Genomic DNA, 13,799 nt, shown 5'->3' with positions numbered 1-13,799 from the left:
ATCTCGCGATAAAGGGAATTAGTCGTCCGTCGCAGCCGCCTCGATCGCCGTCATGTCGTCGTCGGAGAGGCCGAAATGATGGCCGATCTCATGCACTAGCACGTGCGCGACGAGATGGCCCAAGGTTTCGTCGTGTTCGGCCCAGTAATCGAGCAGCGGACGGCGGTAGAGCCAGACCATGTTGGGAAACTGCCCGGTGGCGAGGTTCAGGACGCCGCCGCCCTGCGCCAGGCCGGTGCCGCGGAACAGGCCGAGGAGGTCGAACTCGCTCTCGCAGCCCATCTCCTCCAGGGTCTCGTCGTCGGGAAACTCGTCGACCCGGATCACCACCCCCTCGCATAAGGCGCGGAACGCCTCCGGCAGGCGCGCGAAGGCGGCCTCGGCCAAGGCCTCGATGGCGGCGAGGTCGGGGGCGCGGCGGGCGCTCCAGTCGGCGTCGGGCGTCTCTGTCATCGGTGTCACCAGACCTGCAATTGCCGGCCGAGCCAGTAGGCCAGACCCGCGAGCGCCACGACACCCAGGCCGCGGCCGATGCGCCGGCCCCAGATCTCGGCCGGGTCGTGCGCTTCGCGATCCTCCGGCGGGCTCACGCCGCCAGCACCGGGGCGACCCGGTCGGTCAGGAAACCCGCGAGGTCGTTGGTGATGTGGTCGATATGGGGCGCGCGCACCGCCTCCTGCTCGAAGGTCTCGCGGAACGGGTCGATGGTGCGGGGCACCACCAGCACCGTCGCCATGCCGAGATCGTGCGGGACGACGAGGTTCTTGGCGATGTCCTCGAACAGCGCCGAGCGGGTCGGGTCGACGCCGTGGCGGTTCAGGAACTTCTCGTAGGCGCTACGCTCGGGCTTCGGCACGAAATCGGCCGCCGCGATATCGAACACGTCCTCGAAATGGTCGAGGATGCCGAGCTTCGCCGCCACGTTCTCGGCGTGCCGGCGCGACCCGTTGGTGAGGATCAGCTTGCGGCCCGGCAATCCCTCGATCGCCACGCCGAGACCCGGATCGAGCGCGATGCTCGAATGGTCGATGTCGTGGGCGAAGTCGAGGAACTCGTAGGGGTCGATATTCCACTCGGCCATCAGCGCGCGCAAAGTCGTGCCGTAGCGGTGGTAGAAATATTTCTGCAAGGCCCGCGCCGAGATCCCGTCGAGCCCGAACAGGTTCATCACGTAGAGGGTGATGCGCTCGTCGACCTGCGGCCAGACGCGGGCGTCGTGGGGATAGAGCGTGTTGTCGAGGTCGAACACCCAGGTGTCGATCCCGGAAAAGCCGCGGGCCTGAGGCGCGGTGAGGTGGCTCTCGCCTGGCAGGAGCAAGGGACGATCCGGAGACGGGGGCCCCACGGCCCCGGGCGCCTAGATTAAGCGAGGCGGGGCGGAAGGGAAGATGAAAGAAGGGAAGGACGGGTCGGGCGGCCGTGAGGTCGGCCGCCCGGTCTTGCGATCGTCGGGCGGGCGTCAGGACCGGCGGATCAGCGTGCCGGCGCCGTAATCGGTGAACAGCTCGAGCAGCACCGCGTGCGGCACCTTGCCATCGAGGATGACCACCGCCTCGACGCCCTGCTCCAGGGCGTAGATGCAGGTCTCGATCTTCGGGATCATGCCGGCGGTGATGGTCCCGTCGGCGATGAGCCGGCGGCAATCCTCGATCGACAGTTCCGGGATCAGCTTCTTGTTCTTGTCGAGCACGCCCGGCACGTCGGTGAGGAGCAGCAGGCGCTTGGCCCGCATCGCCCCGGCGATCGCACCCGCGAAGGTGTCGGCGTTGACGTTGTAGGTCTGGTTGTCGGCGCCGACCGCCACCGGTGCGAGGACCGGGATCAGTTCGGCCTTCAGCACCGCGTCGAGCACCGTGCGGTCGACGTGCTCGGGCTCGCCGACGAGGCCGAGATCGACGTGGCGCTCGATGTGGGAATCGGGATCGGTCACCGTGCGGGCGGCGCGGCGCGCCCGCACCATGTTGCCGTCCTTGCCGCACAGGCCGATCGCCTTGCCGCCCTCGGCCGAGATCCAGCCGACGATCTGCTTGTTGATCGAGCCGGCCAAGACCATCTCGACCACCTCGACGGTGGCCTCGTCGGTGACGCGCAGGCCCTCGCGGAACTCGGACTTGATGCCGAGCCGGTCGAGCATGCGGCCGATCTGCGGCCCGCCGCCATGGACCACCACGGGCTTGAGGCCCGATTGCTCGAGGAGCACGATGTCCTCGGCGAAATCCTCCGCCGCGGCGCGGTCGCCCATGGCGTGGCCGCCATACTTGATGACCACGACCTCCTCGTCGTAGCGCTGCATGTGCGGCAGCGCCTGGACCAGCACCTCGGCCCGCACGTGAACGTTGGGTAGCTGGACGTCGGGCTGCTGGGCGTTGGGCGCTTTGTCCGCTCCGGAATCGCTCATCGTGGCGGGTTTCCTCTCGCAAGGTCGGGCCGCGGCACTCTCGCGGCGCGCGGTCGGCGCGGGGTTCTAAGCATCATCGCGCGGCGTGTCACACCGAAATCTCACGCGCGGACTTCGACGCGACGGCCGCTCCCCTCGGGTCGCCGGGTTCTGGCGGCGGCCCGCGACGGTTCGATGACGGCGCCGGAGACCGGCCACGCTTTACCCCTGCTTAACCACGATCCGAGCATCCTGTGGACGGTCCACCGGATCTCCCAACGATGCGCCTCGCCGATTCGCTCCTGCCGCGTCCCGCCCTCACCAACCCGTCGCTGCTGGCCGCGACCGTCTCCTCGCTGAGCCGCCGCGCCGCCAGCCGCCAGGATCTCTGGCGCCTGCTGACCGACAGCTACACGGTCGACCTCGACGAGGTGGCGGCGGTGCTGCCGCGCCAGGAGCCGGAACCGGACTGGCTGCCGACGAAGCGGTGAGCGCCCGCCGCCTCAGCTCGCCACCACCCTTAGCACGTCGCCCTCCCGCACCTCGCCGCCTGCGATCACCTCGGCATAGATCCCGCAATCGGCGTGACCGAGGGTCTTCTGCAGTGCCCCCGGAATCGCCAGATCCCGCTCGCCCGTGACCGGGTCGACGTTGGTGGCGGCGCAGCGCACGATGCGCTTCGTCACCTTCAGGCGCAGACCCGCCTCCGTGGCGAGTTCCGTCCCGACGAGGTCGAGTTCGGCGAAGGCGGGGAGGCCGGTGACGTGGAGGTTGCCGCGGAAGCGCAGGGGATCGACCGGTGCCCCGACCATGTCCTCGACCGCCGCTACGCTCGCCAGGTTGATGAGCGAGAGGAAGCCACTGCGCGAATCGGTGAAGCGGTAGCCGTCCGGCGCCGTCAGCACCTTCGGCGGGCCGCGCAGCTCCTTGGGGAGGTAACGGCGGAAGAACACCTCGACGGCGAGCCGTCCCTCGCGCGTCGCGAGGTCGCCGTGCGCAACCTCCCGGTCGCCCTCGCGGATCGTCAGCACGCCGCTCGCGTCGTCGAACCGCGTGGTCAGCCGGGCCAGTGCCTCGTTGCGCATCAGCATCAGGTACTTGATCTTCGGCTGATGCACCGGCGTAGCGGGATCGAAGCCGCTCGGGCCGTTCTCGATCGCGAACAGCCGGTCGCCCGGGAAGTAGCCGCCGGCCGTCAGCGCCGCCCGCGTCAGGGCCTCGGGCGAGAGACCCTTCACCGGGTAGCGGTGGAGGGCGGTGACGGTCAGGGCGGGACTGCTCATGCCCCCTGCCTAGCCGGATTCGCCGCGCGTGGGAATCGGACCCGGATGGCGCCCGTCGAGGCATCCGCACACCGCATGTCTCGTGACCGCAAATTCGAGGGCGCGCCCCTTGTGTTACCGATATGTCACACCACATGGGGGAGGCCGGTCGCTTCCAAGAAGGGCCGGCGCCCGGCGCGCGGCAGACGCGCGAGGGCGAACCCGCGGTCCCCCATCGCCTCGTCGAGAGGGCGGGAGGACCGGCCAAGGAGGAGCGAACGCATGAACTTCGAGAAATACACCGAGCGGGCGCGGGGCTTCGTGCAATCGGCGCAGTCGCTGGCCCTGCGCGAGGGCCATCCGCAGCTGTCGCCCGGCCACGTGCTGAAGGTGCTGCTCGACGATCCCGAGGGCTTGTGCGCCGGCCTGATCGACCGGGCCGGCGGCCAGTCGCGCGTGGCGCTGGCCCAGACCGAGGCGTGGCTTTCCAAGCAGCCGAAGGTCTCGGGCGGCGCCTCGCAGCCGCAGGCGACCCGCGAGCTGATGCGCCTGTTCGACACCGCCGAGAAAGCCGCCGAGAAGGCGGGCGATTCCTACGTCACCGTGGAGCGCCTGCTGCTGGCGCTCGCCGTCGAGAAGGAGTCCGAGGCGGGCAAGATTCTGGCTTCGGCCGGCGTCACCGCGGCCTCGCTCAACGGCGCCATCAATGCGCTCCGCAAGGGCCGCACCGCCGACAACGCCACGGCCGAGAATGCCTACGACGCGCTGAAGAAATATGCCCGCGACCTCACCGAGGCGGCCCGCGACGGCAAGCTCGACCCGGTGATCGGCCGCGACGAGGAGATCCGCCGCACCATCCAGGTGCTGTCGCGGCGCACCAAGAACAATCCCGTGCTCATCGGCGAGCCCGGCGTCGGCAAGACCGCCATCGTCGAGGGTCTGGCCTTGCGCATCGTCAACGGCGACGTGCCGGAATCGCTTCGCGACAAGCAATTGCTCGCCCTCGACATGGGCGCGCTGATCGCCGGTGCGAAGTATCGCGGCGAGTTCGAGGAGCGGCTCAAAGGGGTGCTGTCCGAGGTGACGGCGGCGGAAGGCCAGATCATCCTGTTCATCGACGAGATGCACACGCTGGTCGGCGCCGGCAAGGCGGACGGGGCGATGGATGCCTCGAACCTGTTGAAGCCCGCGCTCGCCCGCGGCGAATTGCATTGCGTCGGCGCGACCACGCTCGACGAGTACCGCAAGCACGTCGAGAAGGATGCAGCGCTCGCCCGGCGCTTCCAGCCGGTCTTCGTCTCGGAGCCGACCGTCGAGGATACGGTGTCGATCCTGCGCGGGATCAAGGAGAAGTACGAGCAGCACCACAAGGTGCGGATCCAGGATTCGGCGCTCGTGGCGGCCGCGACCCTGTCCAACCGCTACATCACCGACCGCTTCCTGCCCGACAAGGCGATCGACCTCGTCGACGAGGCGGCCTCGCGCCTGCGCATGCAGGTCGACTCGAAGCCCGAGGAACTCGACAACATCGATCGTGAGATCGTGCGCCTCAAGATCGAGGGCGAGGCCCTGAAGAAGGAAACCGATTCCGCCTCCCGTGATCGCCTGCAGCGGCTGGAGAAGGAACTCGGCGACCTCGAGGAGCAGTCGGCGGCGATCACCGCGCGCTGGAAATCCGAGAAGGACAAGCTCGGCCGGGCCGCGGAGCTGAAGACGAAGCTCGACGCGGCGAGGAACGAACTCGCGGCGGCGCAGCGGCAGGGCCAGTACCAGAAGGCGGGCGAGCTCGCCTACGGCATCATTCCGGGGCTCGAGCGGGAACTCGCCGAGATCGAGGCCCGCGGTGCCGACGGCTCGCGCGGCAACGGCTCGGGCATGATGGAGGAGGCGGTGACGCCGAGCCATATCGCCGGGGTCGTGTCGCGCTGGACCGGCGTGCCGGTCGACAAGATGCTGGAGGGCGAGCGCGAGAAGCTGCTCGGGATGGAGGCGGCGCTCGGAAAGCGCGTCGTCGGCCAGACCGAGGCGGTGGTGGCGGTGGCCACCGCCGTGCGTCGCGCCCGCGCCGGGTTGCAGGATCCGCACCGGCCGATCGGCTCGTTCATGTTCCTCGGCCCCACCGGCGTCGGCAAGACCGAGCTGACCAAGGCGCTCGCCGGCTTCCTGTTCGACGACGACACGGCGCTCGTGCGCATCGACATGTCGGAATACATGGAAAAGCATGCGGTCGCCCGCCTGATCGGCGCGCCTCCGGGCTATGTCGGCTACGAGGAGGGTGGCGCGCTGACCGAAGCCGTGCGGCGCCGGCCCTACCAGGTCGTGCTGTTCGACGAGGTCGAGAAGGCGCATCCGGACGTGTTCAACGTCCTGCTGCAGGTCCTCGACGATGGCCGGCTCACCGACGGGCAGGGGCGGACGGTCGATTTTCGCAACACGCTGATCGTCATGACGTCGAATCTCGGCTCGGAATACCTGGTCAACCAGCCGGAGGGCCAGGATACCGACGTGGTGCGCGACGACGTGATGAACGTGGTCCGTTCGCACTTCCGGCCGGAATTCCTGAACCGGGTCGACGAGATCATCCTGTTCCACCGCCTGCAGCGGCAGGAGATGGGGGCGATCGTCGACATCCAGCTCGGGCGCCTGGCCAAGCTCCTGGAGGATCGCAAGATCACCCTCGACATCGAGCCCGACGCCCGCGCCTGGCTCGCCGAGAAGGGCTACGACTCGGCCTATGGCGCGCGCCCGCTGAAGCGCGTGATCCAGAAGGCGGTGCAGGACCCGCTCGCCGAGCAGATCCTGGCCGGCAAGGTCCATGACGGCGAGACGGTGCCGGTGCGCCTCGGCCCCGCCGGGCTGTTCATCGGCGACCAGTCGGTGTCGCCGGACGAGCGGCGGCCGGCGCATGCTCTGCTGAACTGAGGACGATAGGGCCCGCCTCCTCGAAGGAGGCGGGCCTTTCCTGCAAGGCCTGTCCGACGGACCGATAGCATTTCATCCCACTCGCGGCCTCATCCTGAGGTGCGACTGTAAGGAGCCTCGAAGGAGGGCTCCCGATGCCGCTGCGATCCCTGGGGCCCTCCTTCGAGGTCAGTCCATCTCTGATGAACTGACACCTCAGGACGAGGTCGTGGGTTGGAATGAGGCTTACTGCGTCGCGGTCGCCGACAATCGAGCGGCTCCTCAGCAGCCGAGCTGCCGCGCCAGATCCGCCAGGTCCGACGCCGCGACATCCACCGGAACCAGGGGCGCCGGCTCGCCGGTGCCCGGGCCGCTCTCGCCGGGCCGCGCGACGTGTGCGGTGGCAAGCCCGCAAGACGCGGCCGCCGCGAGATCGGAGGAATGGGCCGCCACCATCATCACCTCGGCCGGCTCGCACCGCAAAGCCTCGACGGCGCGGAGATAGACGGCGGGCTTCGGCTTGTAGTCCTGGGCGAACTCGGCCCCGAGCACCGCGTCCCAGGGCAGACGGTTGCGGCGCGCATGCGCGATGGCGAGCCGCACATGGGCGTTCGAGCAGGGCGCCAGCAGGTATCGTTCGCGCAACCGGGCAAGCGCGTCCGGCACCTCCGGCCAGGCATCGAGCCGGTGCCAGGCGAGGACCAGTTCGCGGCGTGCCTCGGGCGGCACCGCCTCGCCGAGGGTGAGGCCGGTGAGCACGCCCTCCAGGCTCTCGGCATGCAGCGTGTCGAGGTCGGTATACGGCCGGGCACCCTGGCGGATCGGCTCCATGCCGGGCTGGTAGCGGTCGCGCCAGGCCCGGGCGAAGGCGGGACCGTCGAGATCCGGCCGGAACGGGCCTAAGATCCGCGCCGCCTCCCGGGCGACGCCGCCATGCCAGTCGAGCAGGGTGCCGAAGACGTCGAAGATGAGGGCCTGGATCGCCATGCGGGCCGCCTCCCGGATTTGGATTCGTGTCGCTCCGGGTTATCGGCCCTGTGGCCCACGCTTCAAGACCGCCCATCACCATCGGGTGAGCGGGGCCGGCACGGGGCCTGTATCCGGCGGAAATTTACCATCTGTTAACGACGCCGGCAGAGCATGCCCGGCATGTCGAGTCACCGCAAATCACCCCCGAATCCGAAGCACGACACGGCTCCGCGCAACACCATCCTGCGCGACGAGATAGACAACCTGCGACAAAAGATGCGTTCCCGGCCGACGATGATCGAGGAATGGGCGCAGGAGATGCAGCGGGATGATTCTGCCGAGGCCGCCGTATCGCGGCTGACACGGCTGAAAGCCAGCGGCAAGATGTAAGAATGATTGTGTGCGACTGCACGCGAGCATGGTGTCCACGGGATGATTTTCCCGCAACAGTGCGTGTGGCCGTTTCCTGCACGGGAGATGCCCGCGGAAGGGCAGGCTGAATTGTCAGATACCCGACATCAAGCCTGATTATTCAGTTCGATATTCGACAGACATTGCCGGTGGCGCTACCTCCGCGCACCGGCCTGTCCGTCGGTCCTGCAATCCAGGCGTCGTCCCGGGCTCCGCTGTTGCGGCCCCGGAACGATCGGGCACGTGACGGCTCTGACGGGGGCGCTCAGCGCCGGCGCACGAACCCGACGATGTCCTTCACCGCCGCGATGTTGGGAGCGGCAATGGCCTCCGCCCGGGCGGCGCCGTCGGCGAGCACCGCATCGATGTGGCCCGGATCGGCGACGAGGCGCTTCATCTCGGCGCCGATCGGCCCGAGCTTGGCCACGGCCAGGTCGACCAGTGCGCCCTTGAAGGCCGAGAACTGCGCGCCGCCATACTCGCGCAGCACGTCCTCGCGGCTCACGTCGTTGAGCGCCGCGAAGATGCCCACGAGGTTGTCGGCCTCCGGCCGCTTCTCGAGGCCGGCGATCTCGGAGGGGAGGGGCTCGGCGTCGGTCTTGGCCTTGCGCACCTTCGTGGCGATGCCGTCGGAATCGTCGGTGAGGTTGATGCGCGAATAATCGGACGGGTCCGACTTCGACATCTTCTTGGTGCCGTCGCGCAAGCTCATCACCCGGGCGGCGGGCCCGCCGATCAGCGGCTCGGTGATCGGGAAGAACGCCTCGCCGTGGCCCTGCTCGGCGATGGCGCCGGCGAAGTCGTTGTTGAACTTCTGGGCGATGTCGCGGGTCAGTTCGAGATGCTGCTTCTGGTCCTCGCCCACCGGCACGTGGGTGGCGCGGTAGGCCAGGATGTCGGCGGCCATCAGGACAGGATAGTCGTAGAGGCCGATGCTGGCATTCTCGCGGTCCTTGCCGGCCTTCTCCTTGAACTGCGTCATGCGGTTGAGCCAGCCGAGGCGAGCGACGCAGTTGAAGATCCAGGCCAGTTCCGCGTGCTGCGGCACCTGGCTCTGGTTGAACACCACCGAGCGGGCCGGATCGATGCCGGCGGCCAGGAAGGCCGCGGTGACTTCGCGGATCTGCCGCGTCAGCTCGGCCGGGTCCTGCCAGACCGTGATCGCGTGCAGGTCGACGACGCAGTACAGGCACTCGAACTGCGCCTGCATGGCGACGAAGCGCTTGATCGCGCCGAGATAGTTGCCGAGGTGCAGGTTTCCGGTCGGCTGGACGCCGGAGAAGACCAGTTCCTTGAACGCGGGCATCGTGATCGTGGTCCCTTGGCCGAGGGCTGTCACATTCCCGCGGGCGCGGCGTTCTGGACCGTTCCGGCAAGGGGGTCAAGCAGGAGGAATCAGGGGTGCAGGGCAGCCGTTTCCCGCGTCGCCCGCGCGCCCGTCCTCGCCTGTCCGGTGGGGCAGAGATCGAGCACGGCGCATTGCCCGCAGGCCGGGTTGCGGTGGAAGCAGCAGCGCTGGCCGTGCAGCATCAGCACCTCGTGGTTGTCGTAGAGCTTTTGCGCGTCCCAGTCCGCCGGCAGCTGCGCCCGTAAGGCGGCGTGGGAGGGGCCGACATCGACCTTCGGGCCGATCAGTCCGGTGCGCTGCGCCACCCGGTGATGATGGCTGTCGACGGGGAGCGCCGGCATCCGCAACGCGCTGAACGACAGGACCGCCGCGCTGGTCTTCGGCCCGATGCCGGGAATCGCCTCGAGCCAGGCCCGCGCCTCGGCCACCGGCATCTCGCGCAAGAAGCCGAGATCGAGGCTCCCGGCCCGCTCCTGCACCGCGCGCAAAACCGCCTGGATCCGCGGCGCCTTCAATTCCGGCCAGGTCACGCCTGAGATCAGCGCCTGCACCTCCTCGGTCGGCGCGGCGATGAGCGAATCCCAGTCGTCGAAGCGCGCCCGCAGCGCCTTGAAAGCGCGGCCGGACTCGGCGTTGCGGGTCCGGTGCGACAGGAGCGAGGAGATCAGCTCGCTCACCGGGTCGAGGTCGTGGAAATAAGCGATCGGGCAGCCATAGACCCCGCACAGGCGGCGGTGGATCATCAGGGCCTTCTCGGTGAGGTCGGTCGGGGCGGGGCTCATGACGGGGTGAATCGCCGATACCCTGCACCCGTTCCGCCTGCGGCACCGCGTCCCTATGCTTGACCGGACCCTTGGCCGGATCCTGACTTGGTTTCGTCCTTCTTGCGCTCGTAGCGCAGCAGCAGGGGAGTCTGGGCAAGGGCGAAGACGATGGTGAGCGGCATGATGCCGAACACCTTGAAGCTGACCCAGAAATCCGTGGTCTGGGTGCGCCACACCACCTCGTTCACTGCGGCGAGGAAGAAGAAGAACAGGCCCCAGCGGAAGGTGAGCTTGCGCCAGCCCTCCTGGGTGAGGTCGAACACGCTGTCGAGCACCAGGGCCAGCAACGGCCGGCCGAAGGCGAGGCCGCCGAGCAGCACCGCCCCGAACAGGCTGTTCACGATGGTCGGCTTGAGCTTGATGAACACCTCGTCGCGCAGGAGCAGCGTCAGGCCGCCGAACACCACCACGACGACGCCGGAGACCAGCGGCATGATCGGCAGGCGCCGCACCCAGACGTAATGGACCGCCAGCGCCACCAGGGTCGCGGCGATGAACAGCCCGGTTGCCACGAACAGGCGCTGGTCGGCGGCAAAGCCGAATTTTTCCGCATAGGCGTTGCCGAGGAAGAAGACCCCGAGGGGGCCGAGTTCCAGGGCGAGCTTGGCAAGCGGCGGCAGGTGGGTCTGCGGCGGGACGGCTTCGATGGGCATGGGGCGGGGGCGACGCTCCTGATTGCGCGCCGAAAGAGGCGGCTCCTCCCGCGCAGGTGGGACCGCACGGTCCCCCACGCAACGGGAGGCGAGCCCATAGACCGGCGGAGCCGATCCATCCATCCCCCGGCGACCTCGCAAGAGGCCGCTTGCGAGACCCCTCGGCCTATTGCGCCTCCGCCTCGGACCGAAGCGCGGCGGTGCGGCGGCGTTCGCAGGCGACCTTCAGGTAGGTCTCGCGTCCGCGCACGAAGCCGCTCTGCGCCGCCAGGGTCTCGCCCTGCATCAGGCAGGTGACGGGCGAGGGGGCCGGCGCCACCGCGACGTCGAGCGCCGTCTCGCGGGAGCAGTCCGGCGCGGCCAGGGTGCTGGCGCAGACCAGGGCAACGGTGAGGAATTCCGCCATGCCACCTCCGTCGGCCGCTCGCGCTACGGGTCGGGCGCAGGTCCGGGCCGGACGGGTTGCTCGCGCCGTACCGGTCCGGCGGAGCGATTCGCGTGCCAGGACCGGACCAAGGTCGAACACCGCGGCATTATGTTGCAGCGCAACATCCGGCCCGGGCCCGGGACCGTGGCGCGGCGGTCCATCCTCGCCCAGTCTTCCCGCCTCGGCCGACCTGCCCCTACGGCGCGCGCATTGCGATTTGACTCATGTACTGCCGCATCCAGCTATAAGAATTGCGTCGTGATCTTTGCTAAGAGGCAGACATGTCACGTAAACAGCTTGACACAACCCTTGATTTCTTGAAGTCCATCGACGGTGCCGGCAACCCTCTGGATGTGTGTCGGCGACTTCTTCCATTGCTCGACCGTTTAGGAATACAGAATTTCATGGCCGGAACAATTCCCCATCCGGGGGCCAATAAGCGGCAGCAATTATCGAATGTGCTGATCGATTTCTGGCCGCGGGAATGGACCGAAAGATATTTTGCGAAAAACTACATCGCCCGGGACCCGGCCATTCGGCACCTGATGACGCAGACGGGCGATTTTCGCTGGGACGAATTGCAACCCCTGTGCAGAGCCGACACGACGGCCCAGCGGATCATGGACGAGGCCGCGGATTTTCGCCTGCGCCAAGGCATCACGATCCCGTTGCTGACGATCGAGGGCGACGTTGCGGGATTTTCCTTTGCGGGAGAGAAGCTGGACATCTCCCCGGAAGACTTGGGCATGCTGCGCCTCGTCGCGACCTACGCGTTCGGCCGCCTGCTCCTGATCCGCGAAACGCCCGGCACGGGCGTATCCCTGGCTCCGCGCGAGAAGGAGGCGCTGCAATGGGCGTCGGAGGGCAAGAGCGAATGGGAGATCGGCATGATCATGGGCATCTCCGAGCACGGTGCGGACAAGCACCTGCGCAATGCCCGCGCGAAGCTCGGCGTGTCGAGCCGGGTCCATGCCGTCGCCCAGGGCATCCGGCTCGGGCTGATCGTCTAAATAGAAACTGGCTCTACGGGTTTGATTTCGCACGCAAATCCAAGGCGCTCGATCTGCCGCACGAGCGCCTTGGCGCGGATGGTCGGGGCCGCCTTGCGGCCGTGATCAGGCCCGGGATCGACGTAAGCCGTGCCGGCCTTGAGCATGTGATAGATCGCGGTCAACATCGAAGCGGCGACCGCGCAGATCGCCTTCTTGGGGCCGCGCCGGCCGCGCAAGCGCTGGAACTGCGCCCTGATGTAGCTCGCCTTCTTGCGCACTCCGGCCCAGGCGGCCTGCACCAAGGCCGTCTTGAGCCAGGGCGCGCCCTTGCGCAGCCGCGTCGAGCGCCGCTTGCCCGCGCTCTCGTCGTTCCTCGGGCACAGCCCGGCCCAGGAGATCAGATGGCCGGCGGTCGGGAAGCGGCTCATGTCGGGGCCGATCTCGGAGAGGATCACCTGCGCGGTGAGGTCACTGATGCCCGGGATCGTCACCAGCAGCTTCACCGCTTCCCGGAAAGGGCCGAGGTCGCGCTCCACCTGCGCGTCGATCTCCGCGATCGCTCGCCCCAACCCGTCGTACTGGCGTAGATGCACACCGAGCAGGAAACGGTGGTGATCCCCGATCCGGCCCGTGAGCGCGGCCCGGATCGCCTCGGGCGCCGCCTTCACCCGTGGGCTGACCAGCGCCTGCAGCCCAGCCGGATCGCGCTCGCCCTTGACCAGCGCGTCGAGCACGGCGCGACCGGACTGGCCCATGATGTCGGTGAGCACCGAGGAGAGCTTGAGGTTGGCCTCCTCGAGGGTCTTCTGGATGCGCTGGACGTGGCTGGCCTGCTCGCGGACCAGTTGCTTGCGGGTGCGCAGCAGGTCGCGCATCGCCTGGGTCTGGGCCTCGGGCACGAAGCTGGCGCGGATCAGGCCGTGGGCGAGCAGGTCGGAGAGCCAGACCGCGTCGGCGACGTCGGTCTTGCGGCCGGGCACGTTCTTGACATGGGCGGCATTGGCCAGGATCAGGGTGCGGCTGTCGGCGTCGAGGACCTGCCAGACCGGGCGCCAGTAGATGCCGGTCGCCTCCATGGCGACATGGGTGCAGGCGTGCTCGTAGAGCCAGGCGGAGAGGTCGAGCAGAGCGGGCGTGGTGGTGGCAAACGTACGCACCTCACGCTGAACCTCGCTGCTCTCGGCCAGGCGGATGGCTGCGACGACGGTGTCCTTGTGAACATCGAGGGCGGCGCAGCGGGGGTAGAGGACCTCCATCACGATCTCCTTGCCGTCAGGCCGCCGGCGCAGGCTCCCGTGAGATCAAATCTAAATGACGCGCTCCGGGGCTGGCCCGAGGACCGGCCCGTGACGCAAGCGAGGGGACTGAAGAGGAGCCCGGATCCAACTGATACGCGGGGTCTGGCACACCAAAGACGAACCGATCTCTCCGCCGACGGCAAGTCCACTCTGCCATATGTTTCATCCGCAAGGGACCGCGAAGCCGGTGACGAACTGATACGAAATCCGGAAGAACACTTCCGGATTTCGTATCACCAGCCCGCGCGGCGCGTGAGCGAAGCCGATTTCCGCATCGCGAAGCGATCAGTCGGAAATCGTATGATGCGGTTCTCGGACGATCCGTTCGGAAACCGTA

Annotated in this window: 15 protein-coding genes; 4 read left to right on the top strand and 11 right to left on the bottom strand. The window is 68.1% G+C overall.

The annotated features are described in order from the left end of the window. Positions 1-18: 18 nt before the first annotated feature. From AC3AOF_RS16065 to argB, 4 genes are all read right to left on the bottom strand, one after another. The gene (locus AC3AOF_RS16065) at positions 19-453 is read right to left on the bottom strand and encodes a metallopeptidase family protein (RefSeq protein WP_488345880.1); all 435 of its coding nucleotides are present in this window, start codon (positions 451-453) and stop codon (positions 19-21) included. 5 nt (positions 454-458) lie between these two features. Beyond that, positions 459-590, bottom strand: a complete 132-nt coding sequence (locus tag AC3AOF_RS16060) for a hypothetical protein (RefSeq protein WP_488345879.1) — start codon at positions 588-590, stop codon at positions 459-461. Next, on the bottom strand, positions 587-1,318 hold the full coding sequence (locus tag AC3AOF_RS16055) for a pyrimidine 5'-nucleotidase (RefSeq protein WP_488345878.1): 732 nt from the start codon (positions 1,316-1,318) through the stop codon (positions 587-589). The genes AC3AOF_RS16060 and AC3AOF_RS16055 overlap by 4 nt, the downstream gene beginning before the upstream one ends. A gap of 141 nt (positions 1,319-1,459) precedes the next feature. Next, complete coding sequence (gene argB / locus AC3AOF_RS16050) at positions 1,460-2,398, bottom strand: acetylglutamate kinase (protein WP_236989902.1); 939 nt, start codon at positions 2,396-2,398, stop codon at positions 1,460-1,462. A 260-nt stretch (positions 2,399-2,658) separates the two neighbouring features. On the opposite strand from argB, the gene AC3AOF_RS16045 reads away from it, so the two are divergent. Beyond that, entirely contained in the window at positions 2,659-2,868 is a 210-nt protein-coding gene (locus tag AC3AOF_RS16045) for a hypothetical protein (protein ID WP_236989903.1), read from the top strand. Between the two features lie 12 nt (positions 2,869-2,880). Here AC3AOF_RS16045 and AC3AOF_RS16040 read toward each other — a convergent pair whose 3' ends face one another. Then, positions 2,881-3,660 (bottom strand): MOSC domain-containing protein, encoded by a 780-nt coding sequence (locus AC3AOF_RS16040; RefSeq protein WP_488345877.1) that lies wholly within the window; start codon positions 3,658-3,660, stop codon positions 2,881-2,883. Between the two features lie 261 nt (positions 3,661-3,921). Between AC3AOF_RS16040 and clpB the strand changes: the two genes are divergently transcribed. Continuing rightward, on the top strand, positions 3,922-6,561 hold the full coding sequence (clpB, locus tag AC3AOF_RS16035) for an ATP-dependent chaperone ClpB (protein ID WP_236989905.1): 2,640 nt from the start codon (positions 3,922-3,924) through the stop codon (positions 6,559-6,561). Between the two features lie 261 nt (positions 6,562-6,822). Here clpB and AC3AOF_RS16030 read toward each other — a convergent pair whose 3' ends face one another. Next, positions 6,823-7,527, bottom strand: coding sequence for a haloacid dehalogenase type II (locus AC3AOF_RS16030; RefSeq protein WP_236989906.1), 705 nt, complete (start codon positions 7,525-7,527; stop codon positions 6,823-6,825). A 153-nt stretch (positions 7,528-7,680) separates the two neighbouring features. Here AC3AOF_RS16030 and AC3AOF_RS16025 point away from each other — a divergent pair, with 153 nt between their 5' ends. Continuing rightward, positions 7,681-7,899 carry a hypothetical protein gene (locus AC3AOF_RS16025; protein WP_236989907.1) on the top strand — a complete coding sequence of 73 codons (219 nt, stop codon included), beginning with the start codon at positions 7,681-7,683 and terminating at the stop codon, positions 7,897-7,899. A 286-nt stretch (positions 7,900-8,185) separates the two neighbouring features. Here the strand turns inward: AC3AOF_RS16025 and trpS are convergent, their stop codons facing one another. From trpS to AC3AOF_RS16005, 4 genes are all read right to left on the bottom strand, one after another. Next, positions 8,186-9,226, bottom strand: coding sequence for a tryptophan--tRNA ligase (gene trpS, locus AC3AOF_RS16020; protein ID WP_236989908.1), 1,041 nt, complete (start codon positions 9,224-9,226; stop codon positions 8,186-8,188). An 89-nt stretch (positions 9,227-9,315) separates the two neighbouring features. Next, positions 9,316-10,050: an endonuclease III domain-containing protein gene (locus AC3AOF_RS16015; protein ID WP_236989909.1), complete on the bottom strand. Its 735-nt coding sequence runs from the start codon at positions 10,048-10,050 to the stop codon at positions 9,316-9,318. Positions 10,051-10,103: 53 nt separating this feature from the next. Beyond that, a complete protein-coding gene (locus tag AC3AOF_RS16010; RefSeq protein ID WP_236989910.1) occupies positions 10,104-10,745 on the bottom strand; it encodes a septation protein A in 642 nt (213 codons plus the stop codon). Positions 10,746-10,911: 166 nt separating this feature from the next. After that, entirely contained in the window at positions 10,912-11,151 is a 240-nt protein-coding gene (locus tag AC3AOF_RS16005) for a hypothetical protein (RefSeq protein WP_236989911.1), read from the bottom strand. 302 nt (positions 11,152-11,453) lie between these two features. Here AC3AOF_RS16005 and AC3AOF_RS16000 point away from each other — a divergent pair, with 302 nt between their 5' ends. Beyond that, positions 11,454-12,182: an autoinducer binding domain-containing protein gene (locus AC3AOF_RS16000; protein ID WP_488345876.1), complete on the top strand. Its 729-nt coding sequence runs from the start codon at positions 11,454-11,456 to the stop codon at positions 12,180-12,182. Here AC3AOF_RS16000 and AC3AOF_RS15995 read toward each other — a convergent pair. Beyond that, complete coding sequence (locus AC3AOF_RS15995; RefSeq protein WP_488345875.1) at positions 12,179-13,420, bottom strand: IS110 family RNA-guided transposase; 1,242 nt, start codon at positions 13,418-13,420, stop codon at positions 12,179-12,181. The two genes, AC3AOF_RS16000 and AC3AOF_RS15995, sit on opposite strands and share 4 nt — an antisense overlap. Positions 13,421-13,799: the final 379 nt, after the last annotated feature.

The sequence above is a fragment of the Methylobacterium sp. 142-1Y genome, from assembly GCF_057747795.1.
The sequence above is the reverse complement of the archived record's forward strand: the minus strand, read 5'-3'. Positions and strand labels throughout refer to the sequence as shown.

Bases quoted from the DNA above. Each gene is read 5' to 3' on its own strand.
- AC3AOF_RS16065 (WP_488345880.1), bottom strand. From the start codon at position 453: ATGACAGAGACGCCCGACGCCGACTGGAGCGCCCGCCGCGCCCCCGAC.
- argB (WP_236989902.1), bottom strand. From the start codon at position 2,398: ATGAGCGATTCCGGAGCGGACAAAGCGCCCAACGCCCAGCAGCCCGAC.
- AC3AOF_RS16045 (WP_236989903.1), top strand. From the start codon at position 2,659: ATGCGCCTCGCCGATTCGCTCCTGCCGCGTCCCGCCCTCACCAACCCG.
- AC3AOF_RS16040 (WP_488345877.1), bottom strand. From the start codon at position 3,660: ATGAGCAGTCCCGCCCTGACCGTCACCGCCCTCCACCGCTACCCGGTG.
- clpB (WP_236989905.1), top strand. From the start codon at position 3,922: ATGAACTTCGAGAAATACACCGAGCGGGCGCGGGGCTTCGTGCAATCG.
- AC3AOF_RS16030 (WP_236989906.1), bottom strand. From the start codon at position 7,527: ATGGCGATCCAGGCCCTCATCTTCGACGTCTTCGGCACCCTGCTCGAC.
- AC3AOF_RS16025 (WP_236989907.1), top strand. From the start codon at position 7,681: ATGCCCGGCATGTCGAGTCACCGCAAATCACCCCCGAATCCGAAGCAC.
- trpS (WP_236989908.1), bottom strand. From the start codon at position 9,226: ATGCCCGCGTTCAAGGAACTGGTCTTCTCCGGCGTCCAGCCGACCGGA.
- AC3AOF_RS16015 (WP_236989909.1), bottom strand. From the start codon at position 10,050: ATGAGCCCCGCCCCGACCGACCTCACCGAGAAGGCCCTGATGATCCAC.
- AC3AOF_RS16010 (WP_236989910.1), bottom strand. From the start codon at position 10,745: ATGCCCATCGAAGCCGTCCCGCCGCAGACCCACCTGCCGCCGCTTGCC.
- AC3AOF_RS16005 (WP_236989911.1), bottom strand. From the start codon at position 11,151: ATGGCGGAATTCCTCACCGTTGCCCTGGTCTGCGCCAGCACCCTGGCC.
- AC3AOF_RS16000 (WP_488345876.1), top strand. From the start codon at position 11,454: ATGTCACGTAAACAGCTTGACACAACCCTTGATTTCTTGAAGTCCATC.
- AC3AOF_RS15995 (WP_488345875.1), bottom strand. From the start codon at position 13,420: ATGGAGGTCCTCTACCCCCGCTGCGCCGCCCTCGATGTTCACAAGGAC.